This is a genomic window from Parapedobacter sp. GCM10030251, assembly GCF_042666505.1.
GTDB lineage: Bacteria > Bacteroidota > Bacteroidia > Sphingobacteriales > Sphingobacteriaceae > Parapedobacter.
On sequence record NZ_JBHTDN010000005.1, the window covers coordinates 169260 to 186285 of the forward strand.

A 17026-nucleotide genomic window follows, 5' to 3' on the forward strand; every position below is an offset into this window, starting at 1 on the left:
TCGCTACACTAAAAGGTTAATGATACACCCAGGTTATACACTTTGTTGAGTGGGTAGGCGGTGGCCGAAGTGGATTCCGGATCGAAATCTTTTACCTTGGTAAAAGTAAGGAGATTGAGTCCCGTAAAATAAATCTGTGCACCGCTCGCCCAAAACTTCCGGCAGATTTCCGTCGGTATGCTGTAACCCAGCTCAAAATTCTTGAGCCGTACATAGTCGGAGTTCTGCAGCCAGTAGGTATTGTTGCCTGACGTTTCACGCCAATATTCGTTATACCGGTTCCAAATCCGCGGTTTGGACGCATCAGGCGCTTCCGGCGTCCACCGGCCCTCGACATCCTGCACGAGGAAATTGCCCACCTCACCCTGCATCTGATAGTAATTATTGCGGATGGCTCCGGTGGCCCATTGGAAGAAAAGCGACGAATAAAATCCTTTATAAGAAAGATCAATGTTAAGCCCACCGGTATGGGTAGGCAGGTCCGTTTTATAAATCCGTACCTGATCGAGCCCATTGATCTCGCCGTCCCCGTTTACATCTTCGTAGATGATGTCGCCCGGTCGGGCGCCCGGCCAATGCGGATACGCATCTACCGCCGCCTGATCGCGGAATATGCCGATCGCTTTGTAATAGAGTCTGGTATTCATGGGGTAGCCCGTCGAACGCTGGTAATCCGGCACGCCCGGTGTTTCATCCCAGAAACGGATTCGATTCTTATTGAAATTAACGTTGGCTGCTATTGAATACTGGAAAGCACCCCCCCGGTTATTATAGCCCAATTGGAATTCGGCTCCCTGATTTTCCACTTCACCGATGTTTTCCTTCGGCAGCGTCAATCCGGTAGAGACGGGGACGGACGCATTCCGTTCCCACAGAATGTCCGTGCGCAGGTTGTAGAAATATTCGGCGGAAAGCGTCATCTTTCCATTGAAAAACCCAGCATCGAAACCGATGTTGGACTGGTTGGCTACTTCCCACGTTACATTCGGGTTAGGAATGCGTAATTCACTTAATATTTTACTTTCCACGTTTCCATTGAACACATAGATGTCGGTTGCCGCCGAGGGGAAACCGTAACTTGCCAAGTACTGATACGTCCCGATCCGGTCATTCCCGGTCTGCCCCCAAGACCCTCTTAATTTAAAGTCGCTTACAACGGGCCTAATACCTTCCCAAAAGTTCTCATCGGAAACACGCCACCCTAGCGAGACACCCGGGAAAAACCCAAAACGTTTACCCGCAGGGAAGATGTACGATCCATCATAGCGCCACACAAATTCAAACAGGTACTTATTGGCAAAATCATAATTTAACCGCCCAAAGTAATTTAGCCGGGCCTCCTCACTGGCCGTACCGGTATTATTTTTTTCCGCGTCGCCCCCTGCGAAAAGCTGATCCAACGCAGTCGACACAAAATACCTACGAAAGGCTTCAAACATCATGGTTTCACCCGTAATCCGTTCCACACCGAAGAGTCCTTTCACATGATGCTTTGCCCCAAATGTACGCTCGTAGTTTAATAGTGTGTTCATCGTGAGCAAATCCGCATTCTGCATATCCTGTGTGAGCTGCGGATTGGTAAAGCCCTTCTGGCCCTCCACCAAAACCGGCTCGCCGTTGTCGTCGCGGGTTACGCCATCCCAGGTATACAAATACCATGGCAATTGCCAGAGTTTGTTGTTGTGGATACGGCGGTCAAAAGCTACGTTGGCTGATAAGGAAAGTCCTTCCACCCAGGGTACCGTAATGTCAATATTAGCCTTGGTTTCCAAGACACTTGACTTATTGCGGTCATAGCCGGTTTGGTTGGTTGTTACCACCACCGGGTTATTACCGTATTCGATATCCGGGCCATTCATCCCATTTGGCCAATACGCTGGCATGTTGGGTTTTCCGCGACGGAGCATCTGAAAGATATCCGACGCCGAACGGGTAGGGTAATTCCGGTTTTCTTCACGTCCCGCCAAGCTGATGCCATACTTGACATATTCGGACAGCCGTCCATCCAGATTCGTCCGGAAATTAAACTGCTTGTAATAGGTGGCGCTGTTCTTATAGATACCATCCTGGTAGTTGTATCCTCCGGAGATGAAGTACTGCAATGACTCCTGTCCGCCGGAAATGCTCACCTGAGCCGTCCGCTGCGCTGAGGCCGACTGGAAGGTCTCCTTATACCAATCGGTATTCGGATATCCCCACGGATCGCTGCCGTCCCGGTACTTCTGAAGTTCCTCCTCGCTGTATACAGCCTCCTGGCCGGCATATTGGCTGATTTCATTGAGCATCTGTGCGTAAGTGGCTGCATCCACAACATCCGGGATGACCGTTGGCCTACTGAACCCTTCGTTATAGGTTAGGGTCAACTGCGGCTTGCCGCTGCTACCCCGTTTGGTGGTCACCAGGATAACGCCGTTGGCGGCCTGTGCACCGTAAATAGCCGCCGAAGCATCCTTTAGTACGGTGACGCTCTCAATATCTGCGGCATTCAAACGCTCCAGCGATCGGTTGGCGATACCGTCGACCACGATCAACGGAGAGTTGTCGCCCAACGTATTGGCTCCCCGGATGCGGAATGTTGAATTGTCGCTTCCGGGTTCACCCGACCGTGTGACGGCCACCAATCCGGGGAGCCGTCCTACCATCGCATTAGACAGGTTAATAGCCGGTGCCTTGGTCAGCGTTTCTCCTTTCACCGTGGCGACCGAGCCGGTAATGGTTCCGACCCGCTGCGTTCCATAGCCGACCACCACCACCTCATCCAACCCGCTCACCTGTTCCGACAGTGTTACGTTGAGGGTACTACCTGTACCCACCGGTATTTCCTGCGTTGCATAGCCAATGATGGAAAAGGCCAGCACCTGCCTGCGGTTGGGCAGTTGAATACGGTAGTTCCCGCCGGCATCGGTAGTCACTACCAACGTGCTGTTTTTTACAGCGACGGTCACGCCCTCTAGGGGCTGGCCTTTTTCGTCGGTAACGCGGCCCGTAATGACATCCTGCAACTCTATTCGGTTTTCCGCTGTCGCATTCAGCTCACTTTGCGTGATGACGATATTTTTGGCAACCAGCTTGTACCCCAAGCCCTGTCCCTTTAGGCTTTCGGCAAGTGCCTGCTCTATGGTGACGTCCCGCAGGTTTAATGACACCGGTTTGGCGTTGCGGATGGTCCATGTGTCATAGAAAATATGATAACCCGTCTGGCGTTTAATGTCCTTAAAAACTTCCATCAGTGTCGCGCGCTTTTTCTGTAGGGTAACACGCTGCGCATAGGTGAATGCACTTGTCTGCAAACAACAGATCAATGATAAGATACAGCACAGTTTCATGGCCAATAGATATTGGGGCTTCACACATTTACGGAGACAAGGGTAATGTGCGGTAAATATTTCGTACATTTGAATAGGGTTTATATAAATGGTTCCAACTTTTTGTTAAATCCCGATGGCCAAAGCCATTCGCATTCAGGGGCGGTCGCAACGCTCCTGATTGCACTTTTTATAGCTCTGGAATGTATGTCCGTGAAGCTATGTCATGACAATTACCCTCCTTCCTTCGATTTTAAAACGGACTGATCCTGTAAGTTCGATGGTCTGTAGCAAGGTTTCGAAGTCTTCAAACCGCGAGAGCGTGCCACCGAAATATTTATGGGTCATGTCTCCCTGATATTCGACATCAATATCGTACCACCGCGCGATTGTGTTCATTACACGGCTGATGTGTTCATCCGGAAAGGCAAAATATCCGTTTTTCCACGCGATATATGGCTCGGTCTCGACGTCGTTGATCTGGGTGTGCGAACCCTTAACGATGCTCTGTTTTCCGGGAATGAGTTGACTTGCTGCACGCGTCGTCGAGTTGATTACCCGGATCGTTCCTTCAACCAGGGTGGTTCTGATTTCGGCCTCGTCAGGATAACCTGTGATGTTGAATTGGGTTCCCAGTACTTCAACAACCTGGCCGCGGGTTCTCACCAAAAATGGCACCTCTTTGGGGGCCACTTCAAAAAAGGCCTCTCCTTCCAGTTCGACTTCCCGTTGCCGACTGCTAAACGTCGGGGGATACCGCAGGATGCTCGCGGAATTGAGCCAGACCTTTGTCCCGTCAGACAGTGTTATCTGATAGGTGCCGCCGTTCGGAGTGACCAACGACATGAACGCAGAGCCCGCCGATCCACGATCTCCCGGATGGCCTTGCCGTCCGGCCGAACCCCTATCGCCCATTCCGGACCGCTGATCGGTGAAACCCGCATCTAAAACACTACTTCCATCTGCATACGTCAGCTTTTCTCCTAGAATAATCCCGTTTTGGGCCTCACTCAAGTTTACGATATGGCCGTCTGCCAAGGTTAGCGTTGCCTTATTTCCTCCGGGTACGATGGCGGATGTGGCAACGGCTTTATGGGAGTCATCTGTTTGTGGTTCGGTGGCCAATCTGCCATACCAAAACAACGTCGCACATACAAGAATTGCGGCAGCGGCTCCGGCGATCCGCCGCCAGGTCATGCCTGAGCGCCTTCCCGTGATAGGTGGATCGGCTTGCAGCACCGGATGGCGGAGGATGGCCCGGTACAATTCCGAACCGGGGAACGCTTGCGGAATGTCGGCATCCTGCTCCTTCCACAGATCGTCTACCAGCTGTTCAAGCAGTTGCGGATCATCGGTATGCTGTATATACCGACTTAACTCACGCAGCTCTTGTGCCGTGATCTTGTCCTCCATGTATCTTCTCAGCAGTGCGTACAGCCTGCTTTTATCCATAAACATACTTCGCCGTATTTATATAAGGAACGGCCGTGCGCGAAAGGAGGACTAGTCCGGGTGTAATTTTTTATCGCCCCTTCAAAAGAAGAGTAAAACCGATAACCACCATATCATCACTCCGTGCCTGCTGAAATGCAGTCGCAGTGCCTTGAGGGCGGAGACCATGTGATTGCGTACGGTATTGGGAGAAATCCGTAGCTGCTGGGCAATTTCGTCGTACGAAAGTCCTTCCCGCCGACTGAGAATAAATACCGTCTGTTGTTGGGCCGGTAAAGATTTGATGCTTTCGTCGGTAATCCGGTTAAGGTCGGCCAAAAAAATAGTTTCTTCGGTTTCGTTGGAATACGGAGCCGTTTGGTTGATCACCTGCTCCTTTGCGTTCATCTCCAGCAACTTCTTCCGAAAATGGTCGATGGCAAGACGCTTTGCTGTCAGGTAGATCAACGGGTAAAGTGGTTGTTCAATGTTGAGGTTGCCCCGATGTAGCCAAAGCGCCACGAACGCCTCCTGTACCACTTCCTCGGTTTTTGCCGGCTCTTTTACCAAAGAGAAAACCAATCGGTAAATCCGGCCGTGAAACTGCTCATAAATCGCTCTAAAAGCAGACTCCTCACCATCCCGCAGCCGGGCAATCAATTCAGGAGCGACACGGGTAAACATAGCGGATAAAAAACTTTCTAAATGAATGCAGGATCATCCTTGGTAACAGCAAACTTAAGGCTATTTTTACAACGAAGCAAGGATTGTTTCACAAACAAAAATAACGGCACAACCTATTGTTTGTGTGCAATTCGTATTAAGTTTTTGTTACGACGGCCTTGAGTGGCTTGCCGTCCGCCTTCCCGAGCCGGGCAATAGCACCAGGTAATAGTAAGCGATGAAACCGATGCCCAGACTAAAGGGTATGGCCGTGTAGTAGCGCAGGAAATCATATTCAGGCCAGAAAAACTCGAATATCATCCATGTGCAATTGGCAGAGATCCAACATAAAACGGCCAAATTGTGAAACAACTCGCTTTTGATATACCGGGTCTGTACCGTGATTTTGACGGCTAACACAATTGTGGGTACGATCATCACTACGCCCAATGGCTTCCAAAGCATCGCCCAGCTGATGTCCTTAATCAACCAAAAGACAATGTGCAGATTTTCCGAAAACCGAAACCGCGCAGGTACCTGGTAAACAGGTTCCCCGGATATAGGTACAGGGGGTTCCATCTGGGAATACAATTTTAATTTTGTTGCGCCGAAAGTATTTCTTTTCCAACACATACGCAAGCCGGGGCCGAATAAATCTGTACTTTTGTACATTATGAGCAACATCATCCCTCCCGCATTGGTACGAAAACTTGGAAACCTCGAAGGATTTGACACCGAGGCCTTCGAAACCGTGCACGAACAGGAGGGGGGAGTTACCTCCATCCGGATTAACCCCGCTAAGCCCCAGACACCCGTTGCCCCCTCTGTTGACCCTGTGCCTTGGTGTGATACCGGCCTTTACCTTCCGGAGCGTCCGATATTCACTTTGGACCCACGGTTTCATGCCGGCTGTTACTACGTGCAGGAAGCGTCGTCCATGTTTCTGGCGCATGCCCTCACCGAGTTGGCGCTGGATAAGCAACCGTTGGTCGCATTGGATCTCTGTGCAGCACCTGGCGGAAAGAGCACATTGTTAACTACGTATCTGCATCCCGACAGCCTACTTATCGCGAATGAGCTCATCAAGAGCCGCGTTATGATTTTAGCCGACAACCTCGTGCGATGGGGGCACCCCAACACCGTCGTCACCAACAACGATCCTTCGGCATTTGCCCGGATTCCCGGTTACGTTGATCTCTTGCTGGTAGACGCGCCCTGTTCAGGATCGGGGATGTTCCGTAAAGACCACACCGCCATCAACGAATGGTCTGAGGGTATGGTACAGCTCTGCAGCGAGCGGCAGCGCCGGATTCTGGCCGATAGCCTGCCCGCACTCAAGGAGGGAGGCATTCTGCTGTATTCCACCTGTTCCTATTCCATCGAAGAAAATGAGGAAATTGCCGATTGGCTGTGCGAAACACAGGGAATGGAATCAATAGCCATTCCAATAGATGAAACTTGGGGCATCGAACAAACGCGATCAGAACAACACCGTTGTGCTTGTTTTCGCTTTTACCCGCATCGGCTGCGAGGGGAGGGCTTTTTTATGGCCGCGTTTCGTAAGATGGCGAAATCGTCTTCTTTTGATCGGCCTAAGCCAAAAACGGAACGTGCAATTGCCATTCCCAAACTGGAAAACTGGGTGGCCCACCCCGAAAAGTTCTTCACCTTTGCGGTAGGTGAGGATATACACATTTTTCCCAAAGGGCGCGAAACCGATCTCCTCATCCTGCAAAAGATGCTATATTTGCGAAATGCCGGTACGCACGTCGGCCGCGTGGCGAAGGGAGAGCTTCTTCCGGCACACGACCTGGCCTTGAGTTTAGCCCGCCATCCCGACATTCCTTCTGTATCGCTGGATCGCACACAGGCTTTGGAGTACCTCCGAAAAGGCAACCTCCCGCTTCCCGCCAATATGGAAGGGCTTACCGGCTGGGCAATCGCCACCTACGAGGGGGCCTCATTGGGATGGATGAAGTTGCTTCCCAACCGCATCAACAACTATTATCCGAAAGAATGGCGGATTGTGGCATTGTAAGGCTATAGGAGCTGTTGATCCGTCAACTACAGTAGATCGTTCGCCAGATTCGCCAGTTCACTCCGTTCGCCCTTTTGCAGGGTAACATGAGCATACAGGGGATGGTTCTTTACGTTCTCGATAAGGTAGGATAATCCGTTACTTTCCGCGTCGAGATAGGGGGTATCGATCTGGTAAATATCGCCCGTAAACACGATTTTGGTGTGTTCGCCTGCCCGTGAAATGATCGTCTTGATTTCATGCGGCGTGAGATTCTGAGCCTCGTCCACAATGAAAAAGATTTTGGTCAGCGTGCGGCCCCGGATGAACGCGAGGGGGGCGATCGCAATTTTTTCCGTTGCGATCAATTCATCGATTTTAAGGAGCATTTTTTCGTCGTCTGCATACTGCTCCTTGATGAAACGGATGTTGTCCCAAATAGGTGCCAGAAACGGATCCGTCTTTGACTTCGCGTCCCCCGGGAGGAAGCCGATTTCCCGATTACTTAACGGGATGACCGGCCTGGTGATGTAGATTTGACGGTAATTCTTTCGCTGTGCCAACGCACTCGCCAGCGCCAATAGCGTCTTTCCGGTTCCAGCATTGCCCTGGATGCTTACCAACCGGATTGCCGGATTAAGCAGCGCATGTAGGGCAAATGCCTGTTCGGGGTTTCGCGGCTTGATCCGGAAAACAGGGGCCGTAGATACCGATTCCAGGGTCTGGGCACTTCGGTGATAAAAGGCATACAACGTCTTCCGGTTTTGCCGGATCGCGTAGAACTGATTCGCTCCGATATGATCCAACGGCATATTTCCTACCGGTACGGGCATCTTGTTCTTCAGTGCGTCGATGACCTCTGCCGGAAAATCTTTCCGTGTGGTTTTGCCTGTATAAAGCGCTTCTACGTTTTTGATTTTTCCCGTTTCATAATCTTCGGCCGGGAGATTGAGTGCTTTTGCCTTCAGTCGGAGGCAAATGTCTTTGGATACCAGCACGACTTTTTTATCCGGATTTTCCTCCATCAGCACCAACGCCGCATTGATGATCTGGTGGTCGTATTTCGCGTTGCCAAAAATTTTTTCCGCATTCAGCCGCTCAGGCGCGCCGGATAGGATCACCCGGAATTTGCCTTTGGTTTGGCCATTCAGGCGCACCCAGTGATTAATAAGCTTCTTTCGAGAAAGGTCATCTATCAACCGGATAAAACTACGGGCTTCAAAATTCCGGGTTTCATTGCCCCCCTTTAAGTTATCGAGCTCCTCCAATACCTGTACGGGAATAGCCACATCGTGCTCCTGAAAGTTATTCAGTGCATTGTGATCATATAAGATAACCGATGTGTCCAGCACAAAAATTTTTCGGGATGCTGCCATGAATGTCCCTGTTTCCTCTCTTCAATTGAGGGATAAAATTACTGTTTTTTTGTCACTTCCGTTATTGGAAACCAGAATATTAAGAAGAAAAAGGAAGTATATCGAAAGCGAAAATCTTGGCAGATTGTGGATAACATTTTCAGGTAAAAATGTGCAAAACCGGACAAATGTTATCAAAAACACGTGTTCTGATCGCCATAAAGATAAATGCAATGTGCATAAGTCACGGCTTTAACGTGGAAAACATGTTAATAAAATATGAGACCTTTTCCTTGACACGTAAGCCTTTTGTTGCTACCTTAGACAATATCAAGCACAAAGTTCTTTGAATCGCCCAAATGAGTATCCAAAATGAATAGTTTCAACAGAAACTATTTAGGATAGCTTAGCGATGGATTGGTTCCGAAGAGGCATTATGCCGAACGGAAATTAGCCTGCTCCTGTAAAGGACGGCCCAATCAAAACCGCGTACAGGGGTTGTTCCCTTTTTGATTCTCTACGGAGAATGAATTCGGAGAACAAATGCATGACGTATTGCGATGCCTTCAGTGCATACGCATAAACGTATGCCGACGAAGATACTTGACTTGATACCTGATTTTGCAGCTACGGCTGTGATAAGGTTAAAAACGGAAGGTTCAAATCGAAAGAAGAGGCCTTCCGTTTTTTTTGTTGGCATCTGCGGAACCGACGTTGCTCGGATCAAAGCTTCAAATCGGCCCAAACCGGGTAATGATCTGATAATTTAGCTTTGATGATCTGATAACGTGCCACCTCAAAATCTTTGCTCGCAAGGATGTAGTCTATCTGGAAATTTGGAAAATCCCCGTTATAGGTCACCCCCCATCCACGACCTTTCTCGCGAAAAGCATTTTGCAGTCTGGACGACACTTTATTCACGGCATAGGACAAGGGGGTATCATTGAAATCTCCGGCTATGAGATAAGGGATTTCGCATTCCCGGCTATGTGCACGAAGGGCATCCGCCTGGGCACTACGGGCATTGAACGCCCACTTCAGACGCGCGCCGATCCGCTTCGTAGAAGCCGCATCTTTTTCAAGAGTCTTGGTCGGGCTCTTGATAAACTCATAGTCTTCTTTTTGGAAACCAATCGAACGCAGGTGAACGTTATATACCCTGAAAATCCGGCCACCTTTATTGATATCCGTGTAAATCACCCGGTTTACACCGAATTCATGATCCGGGAGGTGACCCGACGCAACGATTGGATGTTTCGAGAAAATCGCCATGCCATACGCTTCGTAATCGTTTTCGGCGGTAGGTAAGACATAAGAATAAGGCATCCCGATTTCCCGGTCAAATGCTTTGTTCATCCGATACGTCCCTTTCTGCCGTGTATAGTATTCTTGGAGGCAAATGACATCCGGAGAAATGCTATCCATCAACTCCATAGACTCCTCCCATATGGTAGGCTCTGTGTTCTTTTGTTCGAAGGTCCTAAAAAAATGAACGTTATAGGTAAGGACTCGGATAAGAGCCGTATCGCGCGAAGCGACTTCCTGCTCAGGAACCGAGGCGCTAAACCCAAAATGGTTGGCCAAAGTACCCCATCCCATGAGGATTGCTAGGAGGGAAATCACGGCAAACTTCGCCTTGCGGATTAACCAATAGGCCATGAACAGCCCATTAACGATCAGGAGGGGTAAGTATGCGATGCCGAAAAACGCAATAGGCCAAAACGTCTTGGGATTAATAACAGGTGCTAGGTAGCTTAACAGTAACGCGGCAACCGCAAAAAAATTAACCCATAAAACTGATCTGCTGAAGAAGCCCAGCCGTTTTAACCGCGGTAATATTGCTGCCATTAGTACTCATTTTGGCCTTGCTTACTGGCTTTAAACAAGGCTTCCTTTTCGGCTTTGGTTAAGCTCTCATAACCGGATTGGGAGATTTTATCCAAAATGCGATCAATCACCTCCTGGTTGGGCACCAACGGTTCTTCCTTAGCCGCAGGCGCGTCGTTACGTACGACCCGGAGCTTGCGCTTTTTACGTTCCCTTCCCAACATACGGCTCCAGTCCTGTCCACTTTGCAGCCGCTTTATATAGACAAAGCCGAGTAATGCCCCACCGATATGGGCTATGCTTCCTCCAGCGTTCAAGCCACCAATGGCCAAAATATCCAACGCAATAAATACCAGCGCTAAATATTTAAGCTTGACGTTGCCAAAAAAAAGCATTCGGATGGTATAATCGGGCAACAGCGTTGCCGTTGCAAATACGACCGCACTCACACCGGCGGAAGACCCGATTAAGACCGTGCGGAAGGCCTCCGCCCTAAATACGGGAATTAAGTTAAACGCCAGTAAATACAATACACCGCCCGCAAGCCCCCCAGCGAGGTAAACAAACGTGAACTGCCTCTTCTTCAGAAAATCAAGGAAAATAACGCCTAGCCAGAACAGCCAGAGCATATTGAAAAGAACATGAAACAGCCCTTGCTGCGTAAACATATAGGTCGCGATCGTCCAGGGACGGCGCAACCATCCAGATACGGATGCCGGGAGTTGCAACCACGACAGCACATAGTCCGCCAGGGGCGCATCCGTAATCCCTAAAACCCTGACCAGCGATAGGACACCAAGCCCCAAAAACACCACGATGTTAATGGCAATCAATACATACAACGGGTTTCCCGAACGGAAAGCCTTATGCCATAAATCGCCAATCCATGACCTTTTCATCGCCATAGTTCCTGATAAGATTCGCTAATATATGAATTTTTTTTATGAATCATTTTTCTGATAAATCGTTACCAGTAATTTGGCCTCCGTATCCCCCAAAGTTTAATCAACAGAAAACCCACCAATGCGCCACCGATATGGGCAAAATGCGCGATAGAACTACCGGTGCGGGAAATGCCCAAAAATAATTCGATTAAGATCATGACCGGAATGAAGTATTTTGCTTTAATGGGTACCGGCAGAAAGATCAACATCAACGGTGTATTGGGAAACAGGTAACCAAATGCAATCAACAGACCGTAGATTGCTCCTGAGGCGCCCACCATCGGCGTGGTATATATCGAACGGAGCGTTTGTCCCTGTGCTTCCGTTAAACTTGAATTTACACTGATGCTTTGTTGAACGACATCAACGTTGGTGATCAACTGCTTTGCCGAAACCGAATCTGCGATGGCATACACCTCCATTGCCTGCACCCCAAATTGCAACGCCAGTGCTCCGAGACCGGTGATGAGGTAATAGTTCAGAAAGCGTTTAGATCCCATAACCTGCTCCAGGATCGGCCCGAACATAAACAGCGCAAACATATTGAAAAAGATATGCGTGAGCCCGCCATGCATAAACATATAGGTAATCACCTGCCAGATTTGGAAACCCGGAGAGTCGGGGTAGTATACGCCAAACAGCCGGTTTGCCCCGGGAAAAATAAGCGCGCTGCCAATAAAGCAGATAATATTGACGATCAGTAAGTTCTTGACAACGGGCGGTATGCCGGAAAACGGTGATGCGGTATTGTTAAACATAATAGCTTCTCTTCAATTAGTAACGCTCGAACCGTTCGGATAGTTCTTGCAACGTAAATGTAAGGATTACGGGTTTACCGCTCAACGACACATTGGGCATTTCGCAGGCAAACAACCGATCAATCAATTCAGCCATGTCGTCCGTCGACAGGGCAGTGCCCGGCTTAATGGCCGCATGCCGGGCCAGGCTACGGGCCAGTTTCTCCCGCTTCGGCAATTTCAGTGCCGCCTGATTGTTTTTATAATCTTCCAGCAGCTGTTCCAACACCTGCCGTTCGCTCATTCCAGACGTCAAATCCGCAGGAATGCCTTCCACGACAAACGTATCTCTGCCAAATTCCCGGATCTGGAAACCCAGAGCCCGTATATCAGGTAATAAATCGCTGATCAACTGGAAGTCAGCGGCATTCAACGTAACCGTCTGGGGGAATAAGCTTTGCTGGCTGGCACCTTGCCGGTTTTCCAGCTGCTGGCAAAATTGTTCAAATAAAATACGTTCGTGTGCTGCCTGTTGGTCGATCAGAACAAAACCCGAATGAATCTGTGACACAATGTACCGGTTGTGCAACTGAAATGGTTGCTTTTTCCCGGTCTGTGGCGGTTCCGCCTGTAGATCTTCCTCCTCTCCGTGAAGCCCAAGCTGGCTCGGCATTTCTTTCTTTTGGGTAATCTGATACAGCGTATCCCAGTTCTGCGGAATTGGTGAAGGCTGTCTGCCGCCGCCGGATCTTCCGTTGTCAAAAGGGTTGAATTCCGGATTGAAGGTAACCGTAGGCGGCGTGATCTCTTCCAAAGGTTTCGGGCTGATCATCTGGCTAAAACCGGTTTCCTGGTTGAAATCTAAGGTAGGTGTAATGTTATACCGCCCCAAGGACCGCTTTACCGCCGATTGGATAATCGCATAAATCGCTCGTTCGTCTTCGTATTTGATTTCCGTTTTGGTGGGATGGACATTGATATCAATCTTTGCCGGATCAATTTCGATAAACAGAACATAGAGCGGAAAACTATCGGGCGGGAGGATATCCTCATACGCTTTCACCACGGCATGATTCAGGTACGGATCCTTGATAAAGCGGCTATTCACAAAAAAGAATTGTTCGCCACGGGTTTTCTTTGCGTATTCGGGCTTGCCGATAAAACCCTTGAGGTTGATGATGGTGGTCTCCTCTTCCACGGGTACAAGCCGTTGGTTGTAGCTGTTGCCAAAAATATGAACGATACGTTGTTTAAGGCTTTCCCCCGGAAGGTGGAACAATTCGTTGTCGTCGCTATGTAACGTAAAGAAAATGCGCGGATGCGCTAATGCCAGCCGTTGGAACTCATCCACGATATGGCGCATCTCTACCGGATTACTTTTCAGAAAATTACGTCTTGCCGGTATGTTATAAAACAGGTTCTTAATCGCAATGCTCGTTCCTGCGGGAAGGCCTTCTGGTTCTTGCTTAATCACATCCGACCCAGCTATTTCCAGCCGGGAGCCCAACTCATCTTCTACACGCCTTGTCTTCAGCTCCACATGCGCAATCGCTGCGATGGAGGCCAAGGCCTCGCCCCGGAATCCCATCGAACGAATAGCGAACAAATCCTCCGCCTTTCTGATTTTTGACGTGGCGTGGCGCTCAAAACAAAGTCTTGCATCGGTCACGCTCATACCACATCCATTATCGATCACCTGTATGAGCGATTTTCCCCCATCTTTAACAAGTACCCGTATTTTGTCGGCCCCCGCATCAATCGCATTCTCGATCAATTCCTTCACCGCCGATGCCGGGCGTTGCACCACTTCTCCCGCGGCAATTTGGTTAGCCACGGCATCCGGCAACAGTTGGATAACGTCTGACATACGCTGCGAAGTTACGAAAACGACGTTACTCTACGCATTTCCAGGGCAAGAAAACGTGCGGTTTCACTCCGCTCGCAGTTAATCAGGTCTTCCGGAGTGCCACTAAAAAGGATTTCGCCTCCTCCGGCACCGCCCTCCGGGCCAAGGTCCACCACCCAATCCGCCATTTTGATGACATCCAAGTTGTGCTCAATGATTAACACCGTATTTCCGCGGTCCACCAGTCGGTTGAGTACCCCCAATAATACGTGTACATCCTCGAAATGAAGTCCCGTAGTGGGTTCATCCAGGATATAAAATGTTTTGCCTGTGTCTTTTTTGGAAAGCTCCGTAGCCAACTTTACGCGTTGTGCTTCGCCCCCGGAAAGGGTTACCGACGATTGTCCTAGTGTAAGATAGCCCAAACCAACATCCTGCAGCGTTTTGATTTTGCGGTAAATGGAAGGAATGTTTTCGAAAAAGCTGACGGCTTCGTCAATGCGCATATCCAGCACGTCGCTGATGGATTTGCCCCGGTAGCGAACTTCAAGTGTCTCCCGGTTGTATCGCTTGCCGTTACATGTTTCGCAGGGAACCTGCACGTCGGGCAGGAAATTCATCTCGATGACTTTCATACCTGCGCCCTGGCAGGTCTCACAGCGCCCTCCTTTGACGTTAAAGGAAAAGCGTCCGGGCTTGTACCCCCGGATTTTGGACTCCGGCAGCTGCACAAACAGTGCGCGGATATCCGAGAAGACACCGGTATAGGTAGAGGGGTTGGACCGCGGAGTCCGTCCAATGGGACTTTGGTCGATTTCGATTACTTTATCGATATGCTCCAGTCCCTCAATCTTTTTATAGGGAAGGGGTGCTTTCTTTGCCCGGAAGAAATGGCGGTTCAGTATCGGATACAATGTCTCCGTAATCAGGCTTGATTTGCCGCTTCCCGAAACACCTGTCACCAATACCAACTTTCCTAAGGGCAAATCGACACTCACTTTCCGCAGGTTGTTGCCCGTCGCCCCCGAAAGACGGAGAACGTGGCCATTTCCCTCCCTGCGTTTAGCCGGTACCCGGATCTCTTTCCGGCCACTTAAGTAGGCAGCAGTCAGTGTATCGGCTTTCTTGATATCTTCCGGCTTACCCTGCGCTACAACCAACCCACCATGTGCCCCGGCAGCCGGCCCCATATCGATTACGTAGTCGGCATGAAGGATCATGTCTTTGTCGTGTTCTACCACCAGAACCGAGTTCCCGATATCCCGGAGGTTTTTAAGTGCATGGATGAGCCGCTCATTATCACGTTGGTGCAGGCCGATACTGGGTTCATCCAAAATGTACAGCACATTGACCAATTGCGATCCGATCTGCGTAGCTAACCGTATCCGTTGTGCTTCGCCTCCGGAAAGTGTCTTCGCAGTGCGGTCCAAGGTCAGGTAATTGAGCCCTACGTCCAGCAAAAAGCCCAGCCGGGCACGAATTTCTTTTAGGATTTCGGTAGCAATGATTGTTTGCCGCTCATCCAATTCCTGCTCCACATCCCTGAACCACTCCGCGAGTGAGGCAACGTCCATCTCCGCCAATTCGTGGATATTCTTGCCCGCTATTTTGAAGTGCAGCGATTCCTTTTTGAGCCTGGCACCGTGACAGGCCGGACAGACTTTCTGCGCACGGTATTCGTCGAGATTCTGTCCGTTTACTCCAAGGCGTTCATTCTGGTCCTCCAGCATTTTGAAAAGCCCCTCAAAGGAAATTTTATAATCTTTGGTATTCCAGCTGCTGTAGGTCACCGGCACCACCACTTCTTCCTCTGTGCCATTCAGGAGGATATTCAGCTGTTCATCGGTAAGCTTTTCAATGGGAGAAGTCAACGAGAAATCAAATTTCTTGGCTACGGCCTTCAGCACCTGAAAGTTCCACGTATCGCGGTATTCACCAAGTGGCGCGAGCCCGCCCTTCTGGATGCTAAGTTTCGGGTCAGGGATGACTGCATGACGGTCAATTTCATACACGTAGCCCAAGCCGTCGCACTGTTCGCACGCACCATAGGGCGAATTGAATGAAAACGTATTCGGTTGCGGTTCGTCGTAAGAAATACCTGATTCCGCATCCATCAGATAACGGCTGTAAAAATATTCGTTGTTGGCTTTGTCACTGACCTTGATGATGCCTTTGGCCGCTTTCATCGCCTGCATCACCGATGCGTAGAGACGCTTCCGATCTTTCTCCGAGACAACTAGCCGGTCGATGACCATTTCAATGTCGTGTATTTTGTAGCGGTCCACCTGCATTTTCGGAACCAGGTCCAGCAGTTCCCCGTCGACCCGCACTTTCACATATCCTTGCTTACGGATCTGTTCAAACAATTCGCGGTAATGACCTTTACGCCCTTTCACTACAGGTGCGAGTACGTTGACAGCCTGTCCCTCAAACTGTTGGATGATGCGGTCGACCACTTGATCTTCCGACATCCGCTCCATTTTTTTCCCTGTTACGTACGAAAATGCTTCCCCTGCCCGGGCAAAGAGCAGACGCATAAAGTCATACACTTCGGTGATCGTGCCCACCGTAGAGCGGGGGTTCTTGCTAGTGGTTTTCTGTTCGATGGAAATCACGGGACTCAATCCCGAAATCTTGTCGACATCCGGCCGTTCCATGCCGCCAAGAAATTGCCGGCTGTATGCACTGAACGTCTCCATGTACCGGCGCTGCCCTTCGGCGTAGATCGTATCAAACGCAAGTGAAGACTTCCCGCTGCCACTTAATCCTGTAATGACAACCAGTTCATTCCGTGGAAAACTTACATCTATATCTCTGAGGTTATGTACGCGTGCGCCGAATACCTGTATTTCACCACCCTCCTGGAATCCACCCAGATCGGGCGTCATTTGTTTACTCATG

The 17026-nt window shown here is 49.8% G+C and carries 11 protein-coding genes; 1 reads left to right on the forward strand and 10 read right to left on the reverse strand.

What is annotated here, in order from left to right:
• Positions 1 to 8: 8 nt before the first annotated feature.
• The 4 genes from ACFQRK_RS15665 to ACFQRK_RS15680 all read right to left on the reverse strand — a co-directional run bounded on the left by ACFQRK_RS15665 (position 9) and on the right by ACFQRK_RS15680 (position 5978).
• A complete protein-coding gene (locus ACFQRK_RS15665) occupies positions 9 to 3395 on the reverse strand; it encodes a TonB-dependent receptor (RefSeq protein ID WP_379008376.1) in 3387 nt (1128 codons plus the stop codon).
• A gap of 129 nt (positions 3396 to 3524) precedes the next feature.
• Positions 3525 to 4757, reverse strand: coding sequence for a FecR family protein (locus tag ACFQRK_RS15670; RefSeq protein WP_379008379.1), 1233 nt, complete (start codon positions 4755 to 4757; stop codon positions 3525 to 3527).
• A gap of 81 nt (positions 4758 to 4838) precedes the next feature.
• Positions 4839 to 5420, reverse strand: coding sequence for an RNA polymerase sigma factor (locus ACFQRK_RS15675; protein WP_379008382.1), 582 nt, complete (start codon positions 5418 to 5420; stop codon positions 4839 to 4841).
• 147 nt (positions 5421 to 5567) lie between these two features.
• Positions 5568 to 5978: a hypothetical protein gene (locus ACFQRK_RS15680; RefSeq protein ID WP_379008384.1), complete on the reverse strand. Its 411-nt coding sequence runs from the start codon at positions 5976 to 5978 to the stop codon at positions 5568 to 5570.
• A gap of 94 nt (positions 5979 to 6072) precedes the next feature.
• On the opposite strand from ACFQRK_RS15680, the gene ACFQRK_RS15685 reads away from it, so the two are divergent.
• Positions 6073 to 7437 (forward strand): RNA methyltransferase, encoded by a 1365-nt coding sequence (locus ACFQRK_RS15685; RefSeq protein ID WP_379008387.1) that lies wholly within the window; start codon positions 6073 to 6075, stop codon positions 7435 to 7437.
• Between the two features lie 26 nt (positions 7438 to 7463).
• On the opposite strand, the gene ACFQRK_RS15690 is transcribed toward ACFQRK_RS15685, so the two are convergent.
• From ACFQRK_RS15690 to uvrA, 6 genes are all read right to left on the reverse strand, one after another.
• Positions 7464 to 8792 carry a PhoH family protein gene (locus ACFQRK_RS15690; RefSeq protein ID WP_379008390.1) on the reverse strand — a complete coding sequence of 443 codons (1329 nt, stop codon included), beginning with the start codon at positions 8790 to 8792 and terminating at the stop codon, positions 7464 to 7466.
• A gap of 702 nt (positions 8793 to 9494) precedes the next feature.
• Positions 9495 to 10619, reverse strand: coding sequence for an endonuclease/exonuclease/phosphatase family protein (locus ACFQRK_RS15695; protein WP_379008393.1), 1125 nt, complete (start codon positions 10617 to 10619; stop codon positions 9495 to 9497).
• Complete coding sequence (locus ACFQRK_RS15700) at positions 10619 to 11497, reverse strand: rhomboid family intramembrane serine protease (RefSeq protein WP_379008396.1); 879 nt, start codon at positions 11495 to 11497, stop codon at positions 10619 to 10621. Before ACFQRK_RS15700 ends, ACFQRK_RS15695 begins: the two co-directional genes overlap by 1 nt.
• Before the next feature lie 68 nt (positions 11498 to 11565).
• Positions 11566 to 12300 (reverse strand): rhomboid family intramembrane serine protease, encoded by a 735-nt coding sequence (locus tag ACFQRK_RS15705; protein WP_379008398.1) that lies wholly within the window; start codon positions 12298 to 12300, stop codon positions 11566 to 11568.
• A gap of 16 nt (positions 12301 to 12316) precedes the next feature.
• A complete protein-coding gene (gene mutL, locus ACFQRK_RS15710; RefSeq protein ID WP_379008400.1) occupies positions 12317 to 14146 on the reverse strand; it encodes a DNA mismatch repair endonuclease MutL in 1830 nt (609 codons plus the stop codon).
• Positions 14147 to 14157: 11 nt separating this feature from the next.
• A complete protein-coding gene (uvrA, locus tag ACFQRK_RS15715) occupies positions 14158 to 17025 on the reverse strand; it encodes an excinuclease ABC subunit UvrA (RefSeq protein WP_379008401.1) in 2868 nt (955 codons plus the stop codon).
• Position 17026: the final 1 nt, after the last annotated feature.

Bases quoted from the DNA above. Each gene is read 5' to 3' on its own strand.
- ACFQRK_RS15695 (WP_379008393.1), bottom strand. From the start codon at position 10,619: ATGGCAGCAATATTACCGCGGTTAAAACGGCTGGGCTTCTTCAGCAGA.
- ACFQRK_RS15670 (WP_379008379.1), bottom strand. From the start codon at position 4,757: ATGGATAAAAGCAGGCTGTACGCACTGCTGAGAAGATACATGGAGGAC.
- ACFQRK_RS15685 (WP_379008387.1), top strand. From the start codon at position 6,073: ATGAGCAACATCATCCCTCCCGCATTGGTACGAAAACTTGGAAACCTC.
- ACFQRK_RS15675 (WP_379008382.1), bottom strand. From the start codon at position 5,420: ATGTTTACCCGTGTCGCTCCTGAATTGATTGCCCGGCTGCGGGATGGT.
- ACFQRK_RS15705 (WP_379008398.1), bottom strand. From the start codon at position 12,300: ATGTTTAACAATACCGCATCACCGTTTTCCGGCATACCGCCCGTTGTC.
- ACFQRK_RS15690 (WP_379008390.1), bottom strand. From the start codon at position 8,792: ATGGCAGCATCCCGAAAAATTTTTGTGCTGGACACATCGGTTATCTTA.
- mutL (WP_379008400.1), bottom strand. From the start codon at position 14,146: ATGTCAGACGTTATCCAACTGTTGCCGGATGCCGTGGCTAACCAAATT.
- ACFQRK_RS15680 (WP_379008384.1), bottom strand. From the start codon at position 5,978: ATGGAACCCCCTGTACCTATATCCGGGGAACCTGTTTACCAGGTACCT.
- ACFQRK_RS15700 (WP_379008396.1), bottom strand. From the start codon at position 11,497: ATGAAAAGGTCATGGATTGGCGATTTATGGCATAAGGCTTTCCGTTCG.
- ACFQRK_RS15665 (WP_379008376.1), bottom strand. From the start codon at position 3,395: ATGTACGAAATATTTACCGCACATTACCCTTGTCTCCGTAAATGTGTG.
- uvrA (WP_379008401.1), bottom strand. From the start codon at position 17,025: ATGAGTAAACAAATGACGCCCGATCTGGGTGGATTCCAGGAGGGTGGT.